Genomic DNA, 15307 nt, shown 5'->3' with positions numbered 1-15307 from the left:
AAGTGATGATGGCAAAGAGGATACACCCGTTCCCATTCCGAACACGAAGGTTAAGCTCTTTAACGCCGATAGTACTAGTCTGGAGACGGACTGGGAGGGTAGGAAGTCGCTTCGTAACATGCGGATGTGGCGGAATTGGCAGACGCGCTAGACTTAGGATCTAGTGTCCATGACGTGGGGGTTCAAGTCCCTCCATCCGCACCAAAAAAAGACACCAAATATATGGTGTCTTTTTTTATGCCCTTTTTTATTAAGATACCCAAACATCTACTTTAAAAAGTATTATGTTTGGGCAATTGAATGAGTTCAATACTAAAAATTATTTCTTTACTACATGAAAATTATCTTCTATCAGTAACCAGTTTTGTGGGAAAGAAAGTCCAAGCTTCCAATAGCTAATTCCTCGTAAACCTAATTCTTTTATAAGATTAAACTTTGCTTGAATAGACCTTGCATCTTCAAACCATACTATATGCTGTTTAGAAGCTTTATCTGTATAATTGAAGTAAGGCGCCTCTGCTTTATAGTCATATTTAATTTCAACATTGTTTTCTGATGCTATTTCAATTGCACGTTGAGGGCTTAATGACTTTGCATATTCTCCTCCAGGAACATAGGGAAGTGTCCAATCATATCCATATAAGTTCTGTCCCATCATAATTTTATTAGCAGGTATTTCTGTTAAAGCATATTCAATAACTTTTCTAACTGGACCGATTGGAGATACAGGCATTGGGGGACCAGCACTATATCCCCATTCATAAGTCATTATGACAACAAAATCTGCAATTTCTCCATGAGCTTTATAGTCGTGGGCTTCATACCAAGCACCTACTTGAGTAGCACTTGTTTTTGGTGCCAATGCCGTAGACATTAGAATACCTTCAGAAGATAATCTTGCCTTTGTCTTCCTTAAAAAATTGTTATAATCTTCTTTTAAGTTAGGAGGCAAAAACTCTAAATCAAAATGTACATCTCTAAAATTATACTGTCTTGCTGTTGCAATGATATTATGAATTAAACGATTTTGTATTTCTGCATCTGTTAAAATTATCCTTCCTAATTCTGCACTAAATTGTCCTTTCTCAATATTAGTAACTGCCATGACTAAGATTGTGTTATTCTCTCTTGCTATTGCCTGAAAATTATCTAGAGGAGGAGCTTTTAATGTTCCATCTCTTTGAATCTGGAAGTTAAATGGTGTAATATATGTCAAATAAGGTGCTGAATTTTTAGCTGCCTCCTCTAATGTGGGGCTAACGATACCACCTGTTGGTTCAATATATGCATTTATTTCTGCTTTTCTTCTAGGTTTTTTAGGAATATATAGCTTAAATCCGATTTGAAGTTCTTGAGTAACTGAAATTCTATTGATTTGTGCAAGTTCCTGATAACTTAATCCAAATCGATTAGCGATTTTGTATAGAGTATCTTCCGGTTGAACCCAATAGTACATTCCAATGATAGGAATTACTAATGTTTGTCCAACTACTAAATCATTAGGATTTGGAACTTCATTAGTTGTTACAATTTCTGAAACTGTAGAATTATATATTCTAGCAATTTCAAATATTGATTCCCCTGGCTTTACAACATGAATCTGCATAAAATCCCCTTCTTATTAAAAAAATTATTCATTATTATTATATGGCCTAGAAAGAAAAGTGTACTATTATATTATTTCTGCTATAAGTTAATTGTATATGTAGAGCAAGGAAGAAATTAAAGTCAATAAAGAATCCTCCTAGGAACAATATCCTAGGAGGATTCTTTAGAATTTGTATATTTATTATTAATAAAAGTTTTTTAACAAGTTTTAAGGTGTTTAAGCAGATTGTTTCTTAACAAATAACCAAGAAATAGAGAAACTTATAAAAGCTAACAACATTGTAATAGAAAATATAGTGTGAACACCAGAAAATAAGTTTGTCTGTGAAGCAGCAGCCCTATGAATGCTAATATTAAATATTACTCCAAATAGAGCTGCGCCAAGGGTCTGACTAAAGGTATTAATGAAAGTGTTTAGTGAAATAGCTATTCCCCTTTTATTATTTGTAACTGCATTTTGAATAAATAACATAAGTATAGGAGTTGTTATTCCCATACCTACTCCAAGAAGTCCCATGACTATATAAATTAAAAACTCTTTAGATGAAGGATTCATGGAGAATAATAAAAATGAGGCAAATGATAATATAAAAGTTCCTATTATCACAATATATTTTGGCTTAATTTTTCCAACTATTTGCCCTGAAAAAATTGAAGCAATTGTCCAACATACAGGCAGTGGCATTAGCATGATTCCAGCCTGTGTAGCACTTTTATTCCAGATTTCTTGAGTCCATATAGGCAAGTATGCTATAACACTAATAAGAATTCCACCTAAAAATAATGTTAAAAAATATACAGTACTTAGGTTGAAATTTTTAAAAAGGTTAAATGGAATTAGTGGCTCAGGAGAGCGTTTTTCAATAAAAATAAATACAAAAAACAATACTAATGAGGAAATAAATAGTCCAATAAGAAGAGGGTTGTTCCAATCTTGATTTTGACTACCTGATAGTAAAGAATATAAAAGTGCAATTATACTAAGGGAAAAAGTTATAGCCCCAGGGTAATCAATATAGTGTTTCTCTTTCTTTAAATTTTCATGATATTGTCTCATTAGTATGAAAAGAGACAGTATTCCAAATGGAAGATTTATAAAAAATATATAGTGCCAAGAAAGGGCATCTACTAAAAAACCACCAAGAAGTGGTCCTATAACTCCTGATATTCCCCATACAGCACTAATCCAGCCTTGTGCTTTAACCCTTTCTTGTTGTTCGGTATGTAAATCTCCTATAATTGTCATTGTAATAGGCATTATAGCTCCAGCACCAATTCCTTGAATCGCTCTAAATATTATAAGTTGAGACATATTACCAGCAAGTCCACATAGGGTAGATCCAATTAAAAAGGTTATAGTCCCAAACATAATTACATTTTTACGACCAAATAAATCGGCAAGCTTTCCATATATAGGGGTAGATACTGCAGTAGTTAGCATATAAATAGCGTATATCCAGCTTACAAGCTCTATTCCAGAAAGACTATTTGCAATACTTGGTATTGCAGTACTTACAATGGTTGCTTCCATAGCTGATAAGGATGTAACGAGCATAAGTGATATCATAATCCATTTTTTCATTAAAAGTTCCTCGCTTTCTATGTATATAACATTAATAATTTTCTCTTTGTGTAGTTCAGACTATTATACTTTTTAATATGAAGTATTGGGTAAATAACTACAAAAGTAACTTCTTTATTAAACCATAATTTTATAATAATAAAAAGGGTATTTATATATAGAATAAAAATTATTTATTCAAATGGAAGATAGTTCAAACTGTGATATAATTTTATAGATATTAAGTCAAGATTAAGTAGCATAAAGGCAGGTGAAAAATATGGTTAAAGGTGATATATCACTAGACATAGGAAGTAGTATTAGAATAAGTGGAGTTAGGTATAAAGTAGAAGGGTGTATATTGTTTGAGGATTCAGATGGGACAAGCTGGGCTGAATATAAAATAAAGTCTAGGAGTTTTCAAACTCTATGGCTAAGCGTTGATAATATTAATGATGAATATGCAGTATATAGTGAAGAATCATACAGCGAAGAGTTCATAGAAAAAAACATTAATGATAAGGGCTATGAAAAGCTAGAATCTAATTCGGCTATAGTATTAGATTATGAAGGAAATGTAGACGTAGATGTAGGGGAGAAAGTTTTCTATATAGAATATGAAAATGAAGTAGAGGAGTTATTAATTTCTATTGAAGAATGGAATGGGGAGAAGGAATATTCTAAAGGATATTATATAAATAAAAACAATATTGAGAAGTTAGACGAAAGTAACAGTAATGATACATCTACACTATATTGGGTTGATAAAATTAAAGGTCATAAATTAAATAAGGTGATTTTAGGGGCATTTGTTTTAGTAATTATTTTAATAACGGTATTTTATGGAACGAGTAATCCAAATAATAGTTTATCAACCAGAATAGCACTAATTGATAATTTTCAATATGAAACCTCTATAACTTCAGATTTAGATAAGGACATAAAGGCAGATGTATATTCTACTGAAAAAACAATAGAAGAGGCAGCTATGCAAATTATTGATGAGCTTCAAGGATCTATTGAGGATGTTCAAGAAAATGAAGAAGATGGTGCAGTGGCTATTATCACATCTGATGAGATTGCTATAGTTTATAAAGGTGAGGATTCAAAGACACGGATACAAGTAAGTTCAAGAGAATACGCATATGCAAGTAGAAATACCCTTTATATGGGTAGCGATATAAGTAGTCACTACTATAGAAGCTACTATTATACTAAGGGATATACTAAGGATATAAGAAGATATAAAAATCTTAGAAATAGTTATAGTGATTATAAAGGCGCTAAGATTACACCTAGTAATAGCAATAAGTATAAAACTTACTCTGATAGTATTAGACAAAGTAGTGTTAATTCAAGGTCGTCATCGGGAGATGGAATAAGTTCTGGTAAGTAAAAAGGAGGATTTGATAAATGCAAGATATATTAATTACGATAATGTATTGTGGAATAGGAATAGTGTTAATGATTTTAGGAACCTTTTTAGTTGATTTAGTTATACCATGTCACTTTCCAACAGAAATAAAAAACAGAAATGTTGCAGTAGGCTATATAACAGCAGGAATATATATAGGAATAGGAGTAATCCTAAAAAGCGCAATAATATCTCCAGACATTTCAGGAGCGGCTACTACCTTATTAGATGGGGTAAGGGGAACAATAATATATTTCTTCATTGGAGTTGGTATATGTATTCTAGGGTACTTAGCAATTCTTACAATGAATAAAAAGTATAACCTAAATAAGGAGATTGAAAGTGGTAATCCTGCAGCTGGACTTATGGTTATGGGATTATTTATAGGATTATCAATTGTAATAAGTGGGGCTATTTATTAGACTATATAGGTGAAATAAATGAGTGATGTTAAAAAATTTGATTATAAGCTGTTAATGTTAACAACTTTAATAATTTCAGGATGTTCAATTATTTATGAGGTATTGATTAGTGCAGTTAGTTCATTTTTAGTTGGAGATAGTATAAAACAATTTTCTATAACAATAGGATTATATATGAGTGCTATGGGTCTTGGCTCATATTTATCTAAGCATATTAAAAGAAGGCTTTTTGATTGGTTTGTTTCTGTAGAAATAGGTGTAGGAATACTAGGAGGAATAAGTACATTAGTTCTTTTTCTTTCGAATATTTATATTGAAAGCTATGAGTTAATAATGTACATAGAGATAATACTTATAGGTACCTTAGTAGGGCTTGAGATTCCTCTGTTAACTAGAATAATAGAGGATAATACCAAGAACCTTAGAATAACTCTGTCTACAATATTTAGCTTCGACTATATAGGTGGGTTAATTGGGTCTATAGCTTTTCCATTGTTTTTACTTCCTAAATTCGGTTATTTCACAACTGCATTTTTGGTAGGAGCTTTAAATATAATTGTTTCACTTATTATAATTTATAGATATAGTGAATACATAGACAATATTAGAAGTTTTAAACTAGTTTCTATTATAATACTTATACTAATGCTTTGTGGAACAATTTTTTCTGATAATATAGCAAAGTCTATTGAGGGTAGGCTTTATAGAGATAAGGTTATTTTGTCGGAGCAAACAAAGTATCAAAATATAGTACTTACAAAGCATAAGGATGACTTAAGATTATTTATAAATGGGAATATACAGTTTTCTGCTAGTGATGAGTATAGATACCATGAAACTTTGGTGCATATTCCAATGAATGTAGCTAAAAACGCTAAAAAGGTTCTTATACTAGGTGGTGGTGATGGACTTGCCCTTCGAGAGATATTAAAGTATCCAAAGGTAGAGAAAGTCACATTAGTTGACCTAGATAAAGAAATGGTTAAGCTAGGTAAAACTAATAGGCATATAGTAAAGCTTAATGAAAACTCTTTAAGTAGTAGTAAGCTAAGAATTGTAAATGATGATGCATTTAAGTTTATTGAAAATTCTAAAGAAGTCTATGATGTAATAATAGTAGATTTACCCGACCCTAATAATGAAAGTTTAAACAAATTATACACAAACGTATTTTACAGATTATGTGGAAATAGTTTAGCTTCTACAGGGGCAATGGCTATCCAGTCAACAAGTCCATATTATGCTAAAGAGGCTTATTGGTGCATTAATAAGACTTTAGAAGAGGAAGGGTTTAATGTTATTCCTTATCACGTTGAAGTACCTACCTTTGGGGATTGGGGTTTTCAGTTAGTTACTAAGTACCCTATAAATATTAAGAATATTAAAGTAGGTATAGAAACAAGATTTTTAAATGATGAAAGTATAGATAGGCTATTTAAGTTTAGTAAAGATGAAATAGTCATCAAGGGTAGTCTTAGTACAAATACCTTAGTAAAACCACATTTATTAAAGTATTATTTAGATGCAGTAAATGTATGGAGATAAAAATGTTTTATATAAAATTTATTATTTGTATATTATTTTTAATTTATAAAAGTGTGAATTCAATTAGAATTTTGCACTTTTTCTTTTTAAAGATATATAAAACTTATGAGGTGTATTGTATTTTAGAGGAAGTCAACAGATAATATTGCAGCAGTTAAAAGTGTTATTTTATAAAAATATTTTTGATAAAAACTATACAAAAGGATAATGCTATAAGATGAATATAGTTTTAGCCTAAGGTTTTAATGGCTAAGATATAACAAGTAAAGAAGATCAAGAGGAAGTTATGAAGAAAATTTTTAATAGTTTTATAACCTTGGTGGAATATAATTTTAGTACATTAATTTTAATAACTATTTTGAAGCTAATAGTGATTTTAGTAGTTTTATGTGTTGAGTCAAAAGTTTTTTATATGCACAGTACTACTTTTTTTAATAATGAGTTTTTCTATAAGCCTAAGGTAACAGCTCATAGGGCCTCAGCTGCAATAGCCCCAGAGAATACTTTAGCCGGATTTAAAGAGTCATTTCTTAGTGGGGCAGAGTACATAGAAATTGATATTCAAGAGACAAAGGATGGGGAGTTGATTCTTCTTCATGATTCAAATTTCAAAAGAACAACGGGAATAGATAAAAATGTTTGGGAAGTTAATTATGATGAGGTAAAAACCTATGATGCAGGAAGTCACTTTAGTCCTAGTTTTACTGGAGAAAAAATACCTACTCTCAAAGAAGTAATTAAATTTTCTAAGGATAAAACAAAATTGATCATAGAAATGAAACACGACAATAATATAAATAGCAATATAGAAGAAAAAGTTGTTAATTTAGTAAAAACAAATAAAATAGAAAACCAATGTATAATAGCATCTTCGAATAAAGAGATATTAAGAAGAGTAAAAGAACTAGACTCCAAGATAGTAACCTGTTTTATGACAAAGGTTACATATAGCAAGTTTTATGATTTAGATTATATTGATATATACGGTATTGAATCAAACTTTGTAAATAAGAATGTTGTTAATAATATTCATGAAAGAGGAAAACAAGTTTTTGTATGGACTATTAATGAGCAGAGTTTAATTAAGAAAATGATTGATTTAAAGGTGGATAGTATAATTACTGATAATCCTTACATGGTTAAGGATATAATTTATCCGCAGAAGAATAAATTTATGAACATATTAGCTAATTATTTGTTTCCTTAAATTTTAAATGACTATACATTTTAATATAATAGTGGGAATCTTGCCAAAGCTCCTATATGAGATTGAAATAACTTTATTCTCATGTAGGAGTTTTAATCATTAACTTACTAAAATATGATTGAATGTTTTTTATATTTATAATATAAGGCTCTTAATATCTATATAAAAAATAAGAAAAATAGGCTAGTATATTAATTAGGGCATTTTATTAATTTAAGACAGAAAGGAAGCGTTAATAAATGATTAGTAGAACTAAAATGGGAGTAATATATGCTACACTTTCCTATCTCTTATGGGGTATATTACCGTTATATTGGAAGGCAATAAATAACGTAGCACCATTTGAGATTCTTGCCAATAGAATATTCTGGGCATTTATATTTGTTGGAATACTATTAATGAGAAATGGTCAATTGAAGGAACTTATAGAGGTTATTAAAAATAAAAGAAGCTTATTATTTATATCACTTTCAGCTGCTATGGTAACTGTTAATTGGGGATTATATATTTGGGCTGTTAATTCAAATCACATAGTAGAGTCTAGCCTTGGTTATTATATGAATCCTTTAATAGTTGTATTTTTTGGAGTTATATTTTTGAAGGAAAAGCTTACAAAGGGTCAGATAGCTGCACTTATTTTGGCAACAACAGGAGTATTAGTTCTAACATTCCAATATGGTAAGGTCCCATGGATTTCAATTGCCTTAGCAGTTACCTTTGCTCTATATGGACTGTTAAAAAAGCTTACTAATGCTGGTTCAATGGTTTCCCTTGGAATAGAAACAGCACTTGTTACACCCTTCGCCTTAATATACATAATAACAAGACAGATTAATGGGATTGGGGCATTTGGGAATATTACAGCTTTTCAAACAATACTTTTAGTTTGTTCAGGAATTGTTACAGCAACACCTTTAATTTTATTTGCAAAGGGTGCTAAGAGAATTCCCCTTTCTACTCTTGGATTTATTCAGTATATTTCTCCTACTATGAGTTTATTATTAGGCATATTTTTATTTCATGAAAAGTTTACTATAGTTCACCTAATAAGCTTTGGATTTATATGGCTTTCACTTCTAGTATATTCTATATCAGAAACAAAGTTTGTAAAGAAGGAAAAGAAAGGTGATATAGTATCGTAATCCATATTATATCTTTTGATAAATATATGCAGAAATAATAAAAGCTAAAGCAACGAATACAATTGCTTTAGCTTTTAGTTTTAAATATATTTAATTTATAGTATATTTCAGTAAAGTTTAGCTTAAAATTATTAAGGTTTCATGTTTATCCAACTATCGAAATAATGTACCGCAAAACCATTAAAGGATGGATTAGTATTATAGTTTAAGTAAACTCTATTTAATTCGTTGTACATATAACTTTCTCCCTCTTCGAAGAAAGTAACAAAAGTAGTATCAGGTAGGCTTCCAGTTTCAACAGCAATAGTTGCTTTTACATTATATTTTTTACACAAGTTCATTTCGACTTCAGCAATTTTATTAATTCCATTATCTCCAGTGGCAATGTCCCTATATGCCATAATTGTAACACTCTTTATATTTTTAAATATCCATTCAGCAAGATTTCCATTACCATAGCTAGTATTATACTTTATCTGATTAAACCAAAATGGAATATCTATACCTAGATTTAAATTTAGTTTTTTACAAGCATTTTTTGATCTTAGAAGAAGATCTTGATATTTTGATATTATTTTATTTTGGTTTGTAGCATACTCCTCATTTCCATATGGTTCTACATCAAGATGAACACCTTTAAATCTTTCGTTTAATGATGAAGCTTTTTGATATCTACTAAGCCAATTGAAAAATCTCCCTTGAAGAATTCCGCCATCATCTGACACCCAAGTTGGAGCTCCATCTAAAGCTTCTACAACTATATTATTCATAGCTGCTTTTCTTATAAAGTTTTTGTAATACATATAATCTAAATTATAATCAATTTGAAGATAAAGAGTATTAACTCTTTTCTTTACTAGAAAGTTTATTATATCCTCTGAGTTGTTTACTATTTCAGAGGTGTTCCATAACCAAGTAGAAAAGCCTACATTATTTGGAATAGAATTACCGGTTTGAATAGTTTCTGCTTTAACTATACTTGTTGGTATGATAAGAATTGTGATCAATAAAGTAATAGAAAAAATTTTTGCAAATTTCATAATAACCTCTCCTTTATACTGAAAAGCTCAAGAGGCTCCTATATGGAGTCCTGGTAACCTGGCAGCCATAGGGTTATTACCCCTTAGGTCCATAGCTTTGCGTCTTTGCCTTTCGACAAATTTGCCTTTTTCAGAATTATTAATATTTGTTTTATTATACCAAAAAATTATACAGAAAGTAATAAGACTTTTAATTTTATTATAATAGATTATAATTGTATATATATGTATAAGAATTAGTGTTTTAAGGAGTAGAATTTAATGAGTGTAAAAGTATATTATTTTTCATCTACAGGTAATAGTCTATACGTAGCCAAGAGAATTTGTGAGGATTTATGCGAGGGAGAAGTTTTTTCAGCTTCCAAGTTACTAAAGGACAAGCAGTTTGATATAAATGCAGATGTAGTAGGGTTTATATATCCCATACATGTGGGATCAGTGCCTATAGTTTTAGAGGAGTTTTTAAGTAAGGTGAATATAGAAGGAAATCCTTATATTTTCTCAGTAGGTGTTACTGGTGGCGGAGGAGCTAATATGAGCTTTAGACATATTAATAAGCTTTTAAATGGCAAAAATAAGATTTCAAATTATTTCACTATCAAATACGTATCTAATTATATAAGAGCTGGAAGAAGTGCTACTCCTGAAAGAGTAGGGGAATCTATAAAGAAAAATGAACCTATTATATCAGAGATAGCTATAAGTATTAAAAATAGAGAAGTTAAGCCTTTAGGTGGAAGACTCGGTATTCATTTTGCCCTATATAATATGTGGAAAGATTTATATAAAAGCAAAGATAAGAACTTTAATGTTAATGACAAGTGTGTATCCTGTGATATATGTAGTAGAGTATGCCCTAGTAATAATATTGTATTAGTAAATGGAAAGCCTACTTGGAATAAAAAATGTAGTGATTGCTTGGCATGTATAAACCTATGTCCTAAAGAAGCAATAAACATAGGAAAGAAAACAGTGAAGAAAGAAAGGTATAAGCACCCTAGCATAGATATTAATGAATTGATATAAAAGAAAAGTGTATTTACGTAAATAACTTTCACTAATGCATTCCCATCAGTGAAAAGAAATGTTATTATATAAGTTGTAGTATAATTTAATATATTTTGTAGTGCTAGGGGTGCCTTTTGGCTGAGAGAAGTAAAAAACTTTAACCCTTTGAACCTGATACGGATAACACCGACGGAGGGAAGCTGTTTGGAATGAATGTTTTTAATGCACTATTTTTAATAGTGCATTTTTGTTTTAAGGGAATGTTTTGGAGGAAATATGTTTATTGATGCACATAATCATTTAGACTTTTATGGTAATAACCTAAGCTATGTCCTAGATATGATAAGGGAAAATTCAATTAAAACCCTTGCCTGTTCTATGGATGAAGCAAGCTATTTATTTACAAGAGAGTTAAGCAAGGAAAATGAATATATAATCCCATGCTTTGGCATACATCCTTGGAAAGCATATGAAAACCATAAAGAACTAGATAGATTCGATGAATATATAAGAGAGTCAAGGGTAATAGGTGAGATAGGTCTTGATTATTATTGGGTGCTAGAGAAAGAAAGATATCCTTATATGGTTAAGGTATTTAAATATTTTCTAGCAAAAGCTGGAGAATATAATAAGCTCACTAATATACATACTAAAGGTGCAGAGATAGAAATACTTGAATTTTTAAGAAAGTATAGCTTAAGAAATCCTATAATTCATTGGTATAGTGGTCCTATGGATGTATTTAGAAAGCTTCTAGATTATGGATGTTATTTCACAATAAGTGTTGATATTGAAAGTTCAGAGTTAACTAAGGAGATAGTTGAAGCTCTTCCACTAGATAGAATTCTTACAGAAACAGATGGACCAAACGCCTTAGAGTGGGTAAATGGCAAGTATGGATATCCAGTGGAAGTTAAAAATATAGTAAAGCAAATTTCATTAATAAAGGGAATTCATTATGATGAGGTTAAAGATGAAATTTTAAATAATTTTAATATAATAATGGATGATTATTAAAGGGAGGTGAAACAGATGAGTAAAATAAATGTAAGTCTTCAAGTAGTTCCTGCTGTTCCAGAGGAGAGAGTATATCCTGTAGTTGATAAGGTTATTGAATATATTGCATCAACTGGTGTAAAATATGTGGTTGGCCCAATGGAAACAACTATGGAGGGGGACTTAGATACCCTTTTAGAGATCGTGAAAAAGGCTCAACACATATGTGTTGAGGAAGGTGCTTCAAGGGTAGTTTCAGTTGTAAAGATAGATTACAAAAGTGAAGGCGTGACTATTGATGAAAAGATTGGAAAGTATACAAAATAGGCTTTATCCTATAGCTACAGTAATTACTATTATTCTGCTCTGGCAGGGTATTGTAGTTTTTGAGCATATACCACAGTACATTCTTCCTTCTCCAGTTAATATAGTTGACACTCTTATTAAGGACTTTCCTATAATAGCAGGTCATACGAAAATAACATTATATGAGTCCTTTATAGGATTTGTAGTATCTATTTTATTGTCCTTTATGTTAGCTGTAGTAATGGATAATTTTAATGTAGTAAAGAAATCAATATACCCAATTTTAGTAATATCCCAGACTATACCTACCATAGCAATTGCTCCCTTGTTTATAATATGGTTTGGGTTTGGAATATTACCTAAGATTATAGTTGTTATAATGGTATGTTTCTTCCCGATAGTTATAAGTTTAGTAGATGGTTTTGAGAAAATTGATAGGGATTACATAAATCTATTTTCAACTATAAAGGCATCAAGGCTACAAGCTTTTTATCATTTAAAGCTTCCATATGCAATGGTGAACCTATTTTCAGGTCTTAAAATTGCTGCGACTTATATGATAATGTCTGCTGTTATAGGGGAATGGCTTGGAGGAGATAAGGGTATAGGTGTTTATATGGTCAGAGCGAAAAGTGCATATGCTTTAGATAAGGTATTTGCATCAATATTGGTAATAGTATTTATTACTATTTTGATAATCTATGCTATAGATTTCCTAGGAAAAAAACTAATTCATTGGAAGTAAGAGGTGAAGGACATATGAAAAAAAATAGGTTTTTATCTTTAGTAGTTGCACTAACAATATCTGCTCTTGTAATGAGTGGATGTTCAGTAGATAAGAAAGATGAGAATAAGGAATCAAAACAATTAGAAAAGACAACTGTTGTACTTGACTGGACACCAAATACGAATCATACAGGTCTATATGTAGCCTTAGAAAAGGGATACTATAAAGCTGAGGGATTAGATGTTCAAATAGTTCAGCCATCAGAAGGTGGAACAGGAACTCTTATAGCTACAGGTAAAGGTGACTTTGGAGTAAGTTACCAAGAAGATGTAACATATGCATTAACAGGGGATCAGCCCCTTCCAATAAAGGCAATTGCTACAGTTATTCAGCATAATACTTCTGGATTTGCGTCTCTTAAGAGTAAAAACATTAAAAATGTTAAGGATTTTGAAGGCAAAACCTACGGAGGATGGGGGTCACCATCTGAGGAAGCAGTTTTAAAGGCTGTTATGGAGAAAAGTGGAGCAGATTATAAAAAGCTTAAGAACATTAGTATAGGAAACGATGATTTCTTCGCTGCTACGAAAAAGAATATAGATATTGCATGGATTTTTGAAGGTTGGACAGGAATTGAGGCAAAGATAAAAGATATTGATTTAAACTATATAGCGGTTAAGGATTTAGACCCAGCACTTGATTATTACACACCAATATTAATTACAAATAATAAGGTTATAAAGGAAAATCCAGAAAAGGTTAGAAAGTTCCTAAAGGCAACACAAGAGGGATATGAATATGCTATAAAGAATCCAGAGGAAAGTGCAAAGATTCTTCTAAAATATGCTCCAGAAATTAATGAAAAACTAGCTGTTGATAGTCAAAAGTATTTAGCAAATCAATATATAGCAGATGCACCTAAATGGGGAGCTATGAAAGCAGAAGTATGGAGTAATTATGCTAAGTTTCTAAAGGACAAGGGAATAATTAAGAAGGATCTAAAGGCTGAAGATGCATTTACAAATGAATTCTTACCAAAATAAAGATCAAAGCTTTTTAATTAGTTTAAGGAATATTAATAAAAGCTTTGATGATAAAAGGATTCTAAAAGATATTTCCATAAATATAGCTAAAGGAGAGTTTGTTTCTATTTTAGGACCAAGTGGCTGTGGTAAAAGTACAATATTTAATATTATAACAGGCCTTGAAAAACAAGATTCAGGTGACCTTTTAGTAAGTGGAGATATTGGCTATATGCAGCAAAAAGACCTACTACTACCCTGGAAAAGTATTATAGAAAATGTTGTATTGCCATTAGATATAAAAGGTAAGAATAAAAAGGAGTCAAGACAGAGAGCCAAAAGTTATATGGAGATGATGGGACTTGAAGGATATGGAGAAAAGTATCCATATCAGCTTTCAGGAGGAATGAAACAAAGAGCAAGTTTTCTTAGAACATTTCTATCAACAGATGAGATAATGCTTTTAGATGAGCCCTTTGGTGCCCTTGATTCAATCACAAAGAGCAAAATGCAAAAATGGCTTTTAGAAATGAAGAATTCCTTAAACACTACAATACTTTTTATAACACATGATATTGAAGAAGCTATATTCTTATCAGATAGAATATACGTAATGGACTCAAGGCCTGGAATAATTAAAGAAGAGATATACTTAGATTTCTTTAAGGAATATAAGGAAAAAAGACTTCTTTCCAAGGAACTTTTAAATATAAAAGAAGATATTTTACGCATTTTTTAATAAGTAGTTATTGATAGAGTAGATTTAGAATTTTAAATCTACTCTATTATTTTATTATAGTAGCATATAACTTATAAACCTTAAGTTACCTGTGCTAAATTTAACTCAGAAATAAAAATTATAAATCTTATATGATAAAATGTAATTATTAAATTTGTGTAATGAAAGTAGGATGAAATATGGTAGATAACCAGTATAATAAAGATTACTCAGAGGATTCATTATTTAAAAAGATAAAATCAGTATTATCAAAGGCTAAAGTCTCAGTGGTTTATGGAGCTTTATTATTGTTTTACTCACTGAAGGACCCTGATGTACCTAAGAAAGCTAAGACAACAATTATAGGTGCTTTGGGATACTTTATAGTACCCACTGATTTAATGGCGGATATAGTACCAGTTGTAGGATTTGGAGATGATTTAACTGCGATAATTTCAGCACTAAGTATAATAGCTATCTATATATCTCCAGAAACTAAAAATAGAGCTAAGGAGAAAACTAAAGAGTTATTTAATAATGCTTTAGAGGATGATTTTAAAGAAATTGATGACAAAATATAGTAAGTAGCTA

At 30.5% G+C, this 15307-nt stretch carries 15 protein-coding genes, 1 tRNA gene, 1 rRNA gene and 2 riboswitches; of the genes, 14 read left to right on the top strand and 3 right to left on the bottom strand.

Going from position 1 to position 15307, the window contains the following annotated elements; translation table 11 throughout:
• A 5S ribosomal RNA gene (gene rrf, locus CLCY_RS01365) occupies positions 1-115 on the top strand; the annotation flags it as partial.
• 5 nt (positions 116-120) lie between these two features.
• Positions 121-204 (top strand) — tRNA-Leu (locus CLCY_RS01360).
• A 115-nt stretch (positions 205-319) separates the two neighbouring features.
• Here CLCY_RS01360 and CLCY_RS01355 read toward each other — a convergent pair.
• The gene (locus tag CLCY_RS01355) at positions 320-1606 is read right to left on the bottom strand and encodes a glycoside hydrolase family 18 protein (RefSeq protein WP_048569338.1); all 1287 of its coding nucleotides are present in this window, start codon (positions 1604-1606) and stop codon (positions 320-322) included.
• Between the two features lie 219 nt (positions 1607-1825).
• Positions 1826-3190 carry an MDR family MFS transporter gene (locus tag CLCY_RS01350; RefSeq protein WP_048569337.1) on the bottom strand — a complete coding sequence of 455 codons (1365 nt, stop codon included), beginning with the start codon at positions 3188-3190 and terminating at the stop codon, positions 1826-1828.
• Positions 3191-3449: 259 nt separating this feature from the next.
• On the opposite strand from CLCY_RS01350, the gene CLCY_RS01345 reads away from it, so the two are divergent.
• From CLCY_RS01345 to rarD, 5 genes are all read left to right on the top strand, one after another.
• Positions 3450-4565, top strand: a complete 1116-nt coding sequence (locus tag CLCY_RS01345; RefSeq protein ID WP_048569336.1) for a DUF4178 domain-containing protein — start codon at positions 3450-3452, stop codon at positions 4563-4565.
• A gap of 17 nt (positions 4566-4582) precedes the next feature.
• Positions 4583-5005, top strand: coding sequence for a DUF350 domain-containing protein (locus tag CLCY_RS01340; protein WP_048569335.1), 423 nt, complete (start codon positions 4583-4585; stop codon positions 5003-5005).
• Positions 5006-5023: 18 nt separating this feature from the next.
• Positions 5024-6550, top strand: coding sequence for a polyamine aminopropyltransferase (locus CLCY_RS01335; protein ID WP_048569334.1), 1527 nt, complete (start codon positions 5024-5026; stop codon positions 6548-6550).
• A 286-nt stretch (positions 6551-6836) separates the two neighbouring features.
• On the top strand, positions 6837-7757 hold the full coding sequence (locus tag CLCY_RS01330; protein WP_053083215.1) for a glycerophosphodiester phosphodiesterase: 921 nt from the start codon (positions 6837-6839) through the stop codon (positions 7755-7757).
• A 239-nt stretch (positions 7758-7996) separates the two neighbouring features.
• Positions 7997-8899, top strand: a complete 903-nt coding sequence (rarD, locus tag CLCY_RS01325; protein ID WP_048569333.1) for an EamA family transporter RarD — start codon at positions 7997-7999, stop codon at positions 8897-8899.
• Positions 8900-9030: 131 nt separating this feature from the next.
• Here the strand turns inward: rarD and CLCY_RS01320 are convergent, their stop codons facing one another.
• A complete protein-coding gene (locus CLCY_RS01320) occupies positions 9031-9939 on the bottom strand; it encodes a hypothetical protein (protein WP_048569332.1) in 909 nt (302 codons plus the stop codon).
• A gap of 49 nt (positions 9940-9988) precedes the next feature.
• Positions 9989-10075: riboswitch (cyclic di-GMP riboswitch) on the bottom strand.
• Between the two features lie 125 nt (positions 10076-10200).
• On the opposite strand from CLCY_RS01320, the gene CLCY_RS01315 reads away from it, so the two are divergent.
• The 7 genes from CLCY_RS01315 (at position 10201) to CLCY_RS01285 (ending at position 15297) form a co-directional block, all read left to right on the top strand.
• Complete coding sequence (locus CLCY_RS01315; RefSeq protein ID WP_048569331.1) at positions 10201-10965, top strand: EFR1 family ferrodoxin; 765 nt, start codon at positions 10201-10203, stop codon at positions 10963-10965.
• A gap of 95 nt (positions 10966-11060) precedes the next feature.
• Positions 11061-11162, top strand: a riboswitch (TPP riboswitch).
• Positions 11163-11223: 61 nt separating this feature from the next.
• Positions 11224-11964 (top strand): TatD family hydrolase, encoded by a 741-nt coding sequence (locus CLCY_RS01310; RefSeq protein WP_048569330.1) that lies wholly within the window; start codon positions 11224-11226, stop codon positions 11962-11964.
• Positions 11965-11979: 15 nt separating this feature from the next.
• Positions 11980-12270: a thiamine-binding protein gene (locus tag CLCY_RS01305; protein ID WP_048569329.1), complete on the top strand. Its 291-nt coding sequence runs from the start codon at positions 11980-11982 to the stop codon at positions 12268-12270.
• Complete coding sequence (locus tag CLCY_RS01300) at positions 12242-12994, top strand: ABC transporter permease (RefSeq protein ID WP_048569328.1); 753 nt, start codon at positions 12242-12244, stop codon at positions 12992-12994. The genes CLCY_RS01305 and CLCY_RS01300 overlap by 29 nt, the downstream gene beginning before the upstream one ends.
• 14 nt (positions 12995-13008) lie before the next feature.
• Complete coding sequence (locus CLCY_RS01295) at positions 13009-14019, top strand: ABC transporter substrate-binding protein (RefSeq protein ID WP_048569350.1); 1011 nt, start codon at positions 13009-13011, stop codon at positions 14017-14019.
• On the top strand, positions 14000-14737 hold the full coding sequence (locus CLCY_RS01290; protein ID WP_048569327.1) for an ABC transporter ATP-binding protein: 738 nt from the start codon (positions 14000-14002) through the stop codon (positions 14735-14737). The genes CLCY_RS01295 and CLCY_RS01290 overlap by 20 nt, the downstream gene beginning before the upstream one ends.
• 179 nt (positions 14738-14916) lie before the next feature.
• Positions 14917-15297: a YkvA family protein gene (locus CLCY_RS01285; RefSeq protein ID WP_048569326.1), complete on the top strand. Its 381-nt coding sequence runs from the start codon at positions 14917-14919 to the stop codon at positions 15295-15297.
• Positions 15298-15307 lie beyond the last annotated feature (10 nt).

The sequence above is a fragment of the Clostridium cylindrosporum DSM 605 genome (assembly GCF_001047375.1).
Lineage (GTDB): Bacteria > Bacillota > Clostridia > Clostridiales > Caloramatoraceae > Clostridium_AB > Clostridium_AB cylindrosporum.
This window is presented reverse-complemented; position numbering and strand designations above follow the sequence as displayed.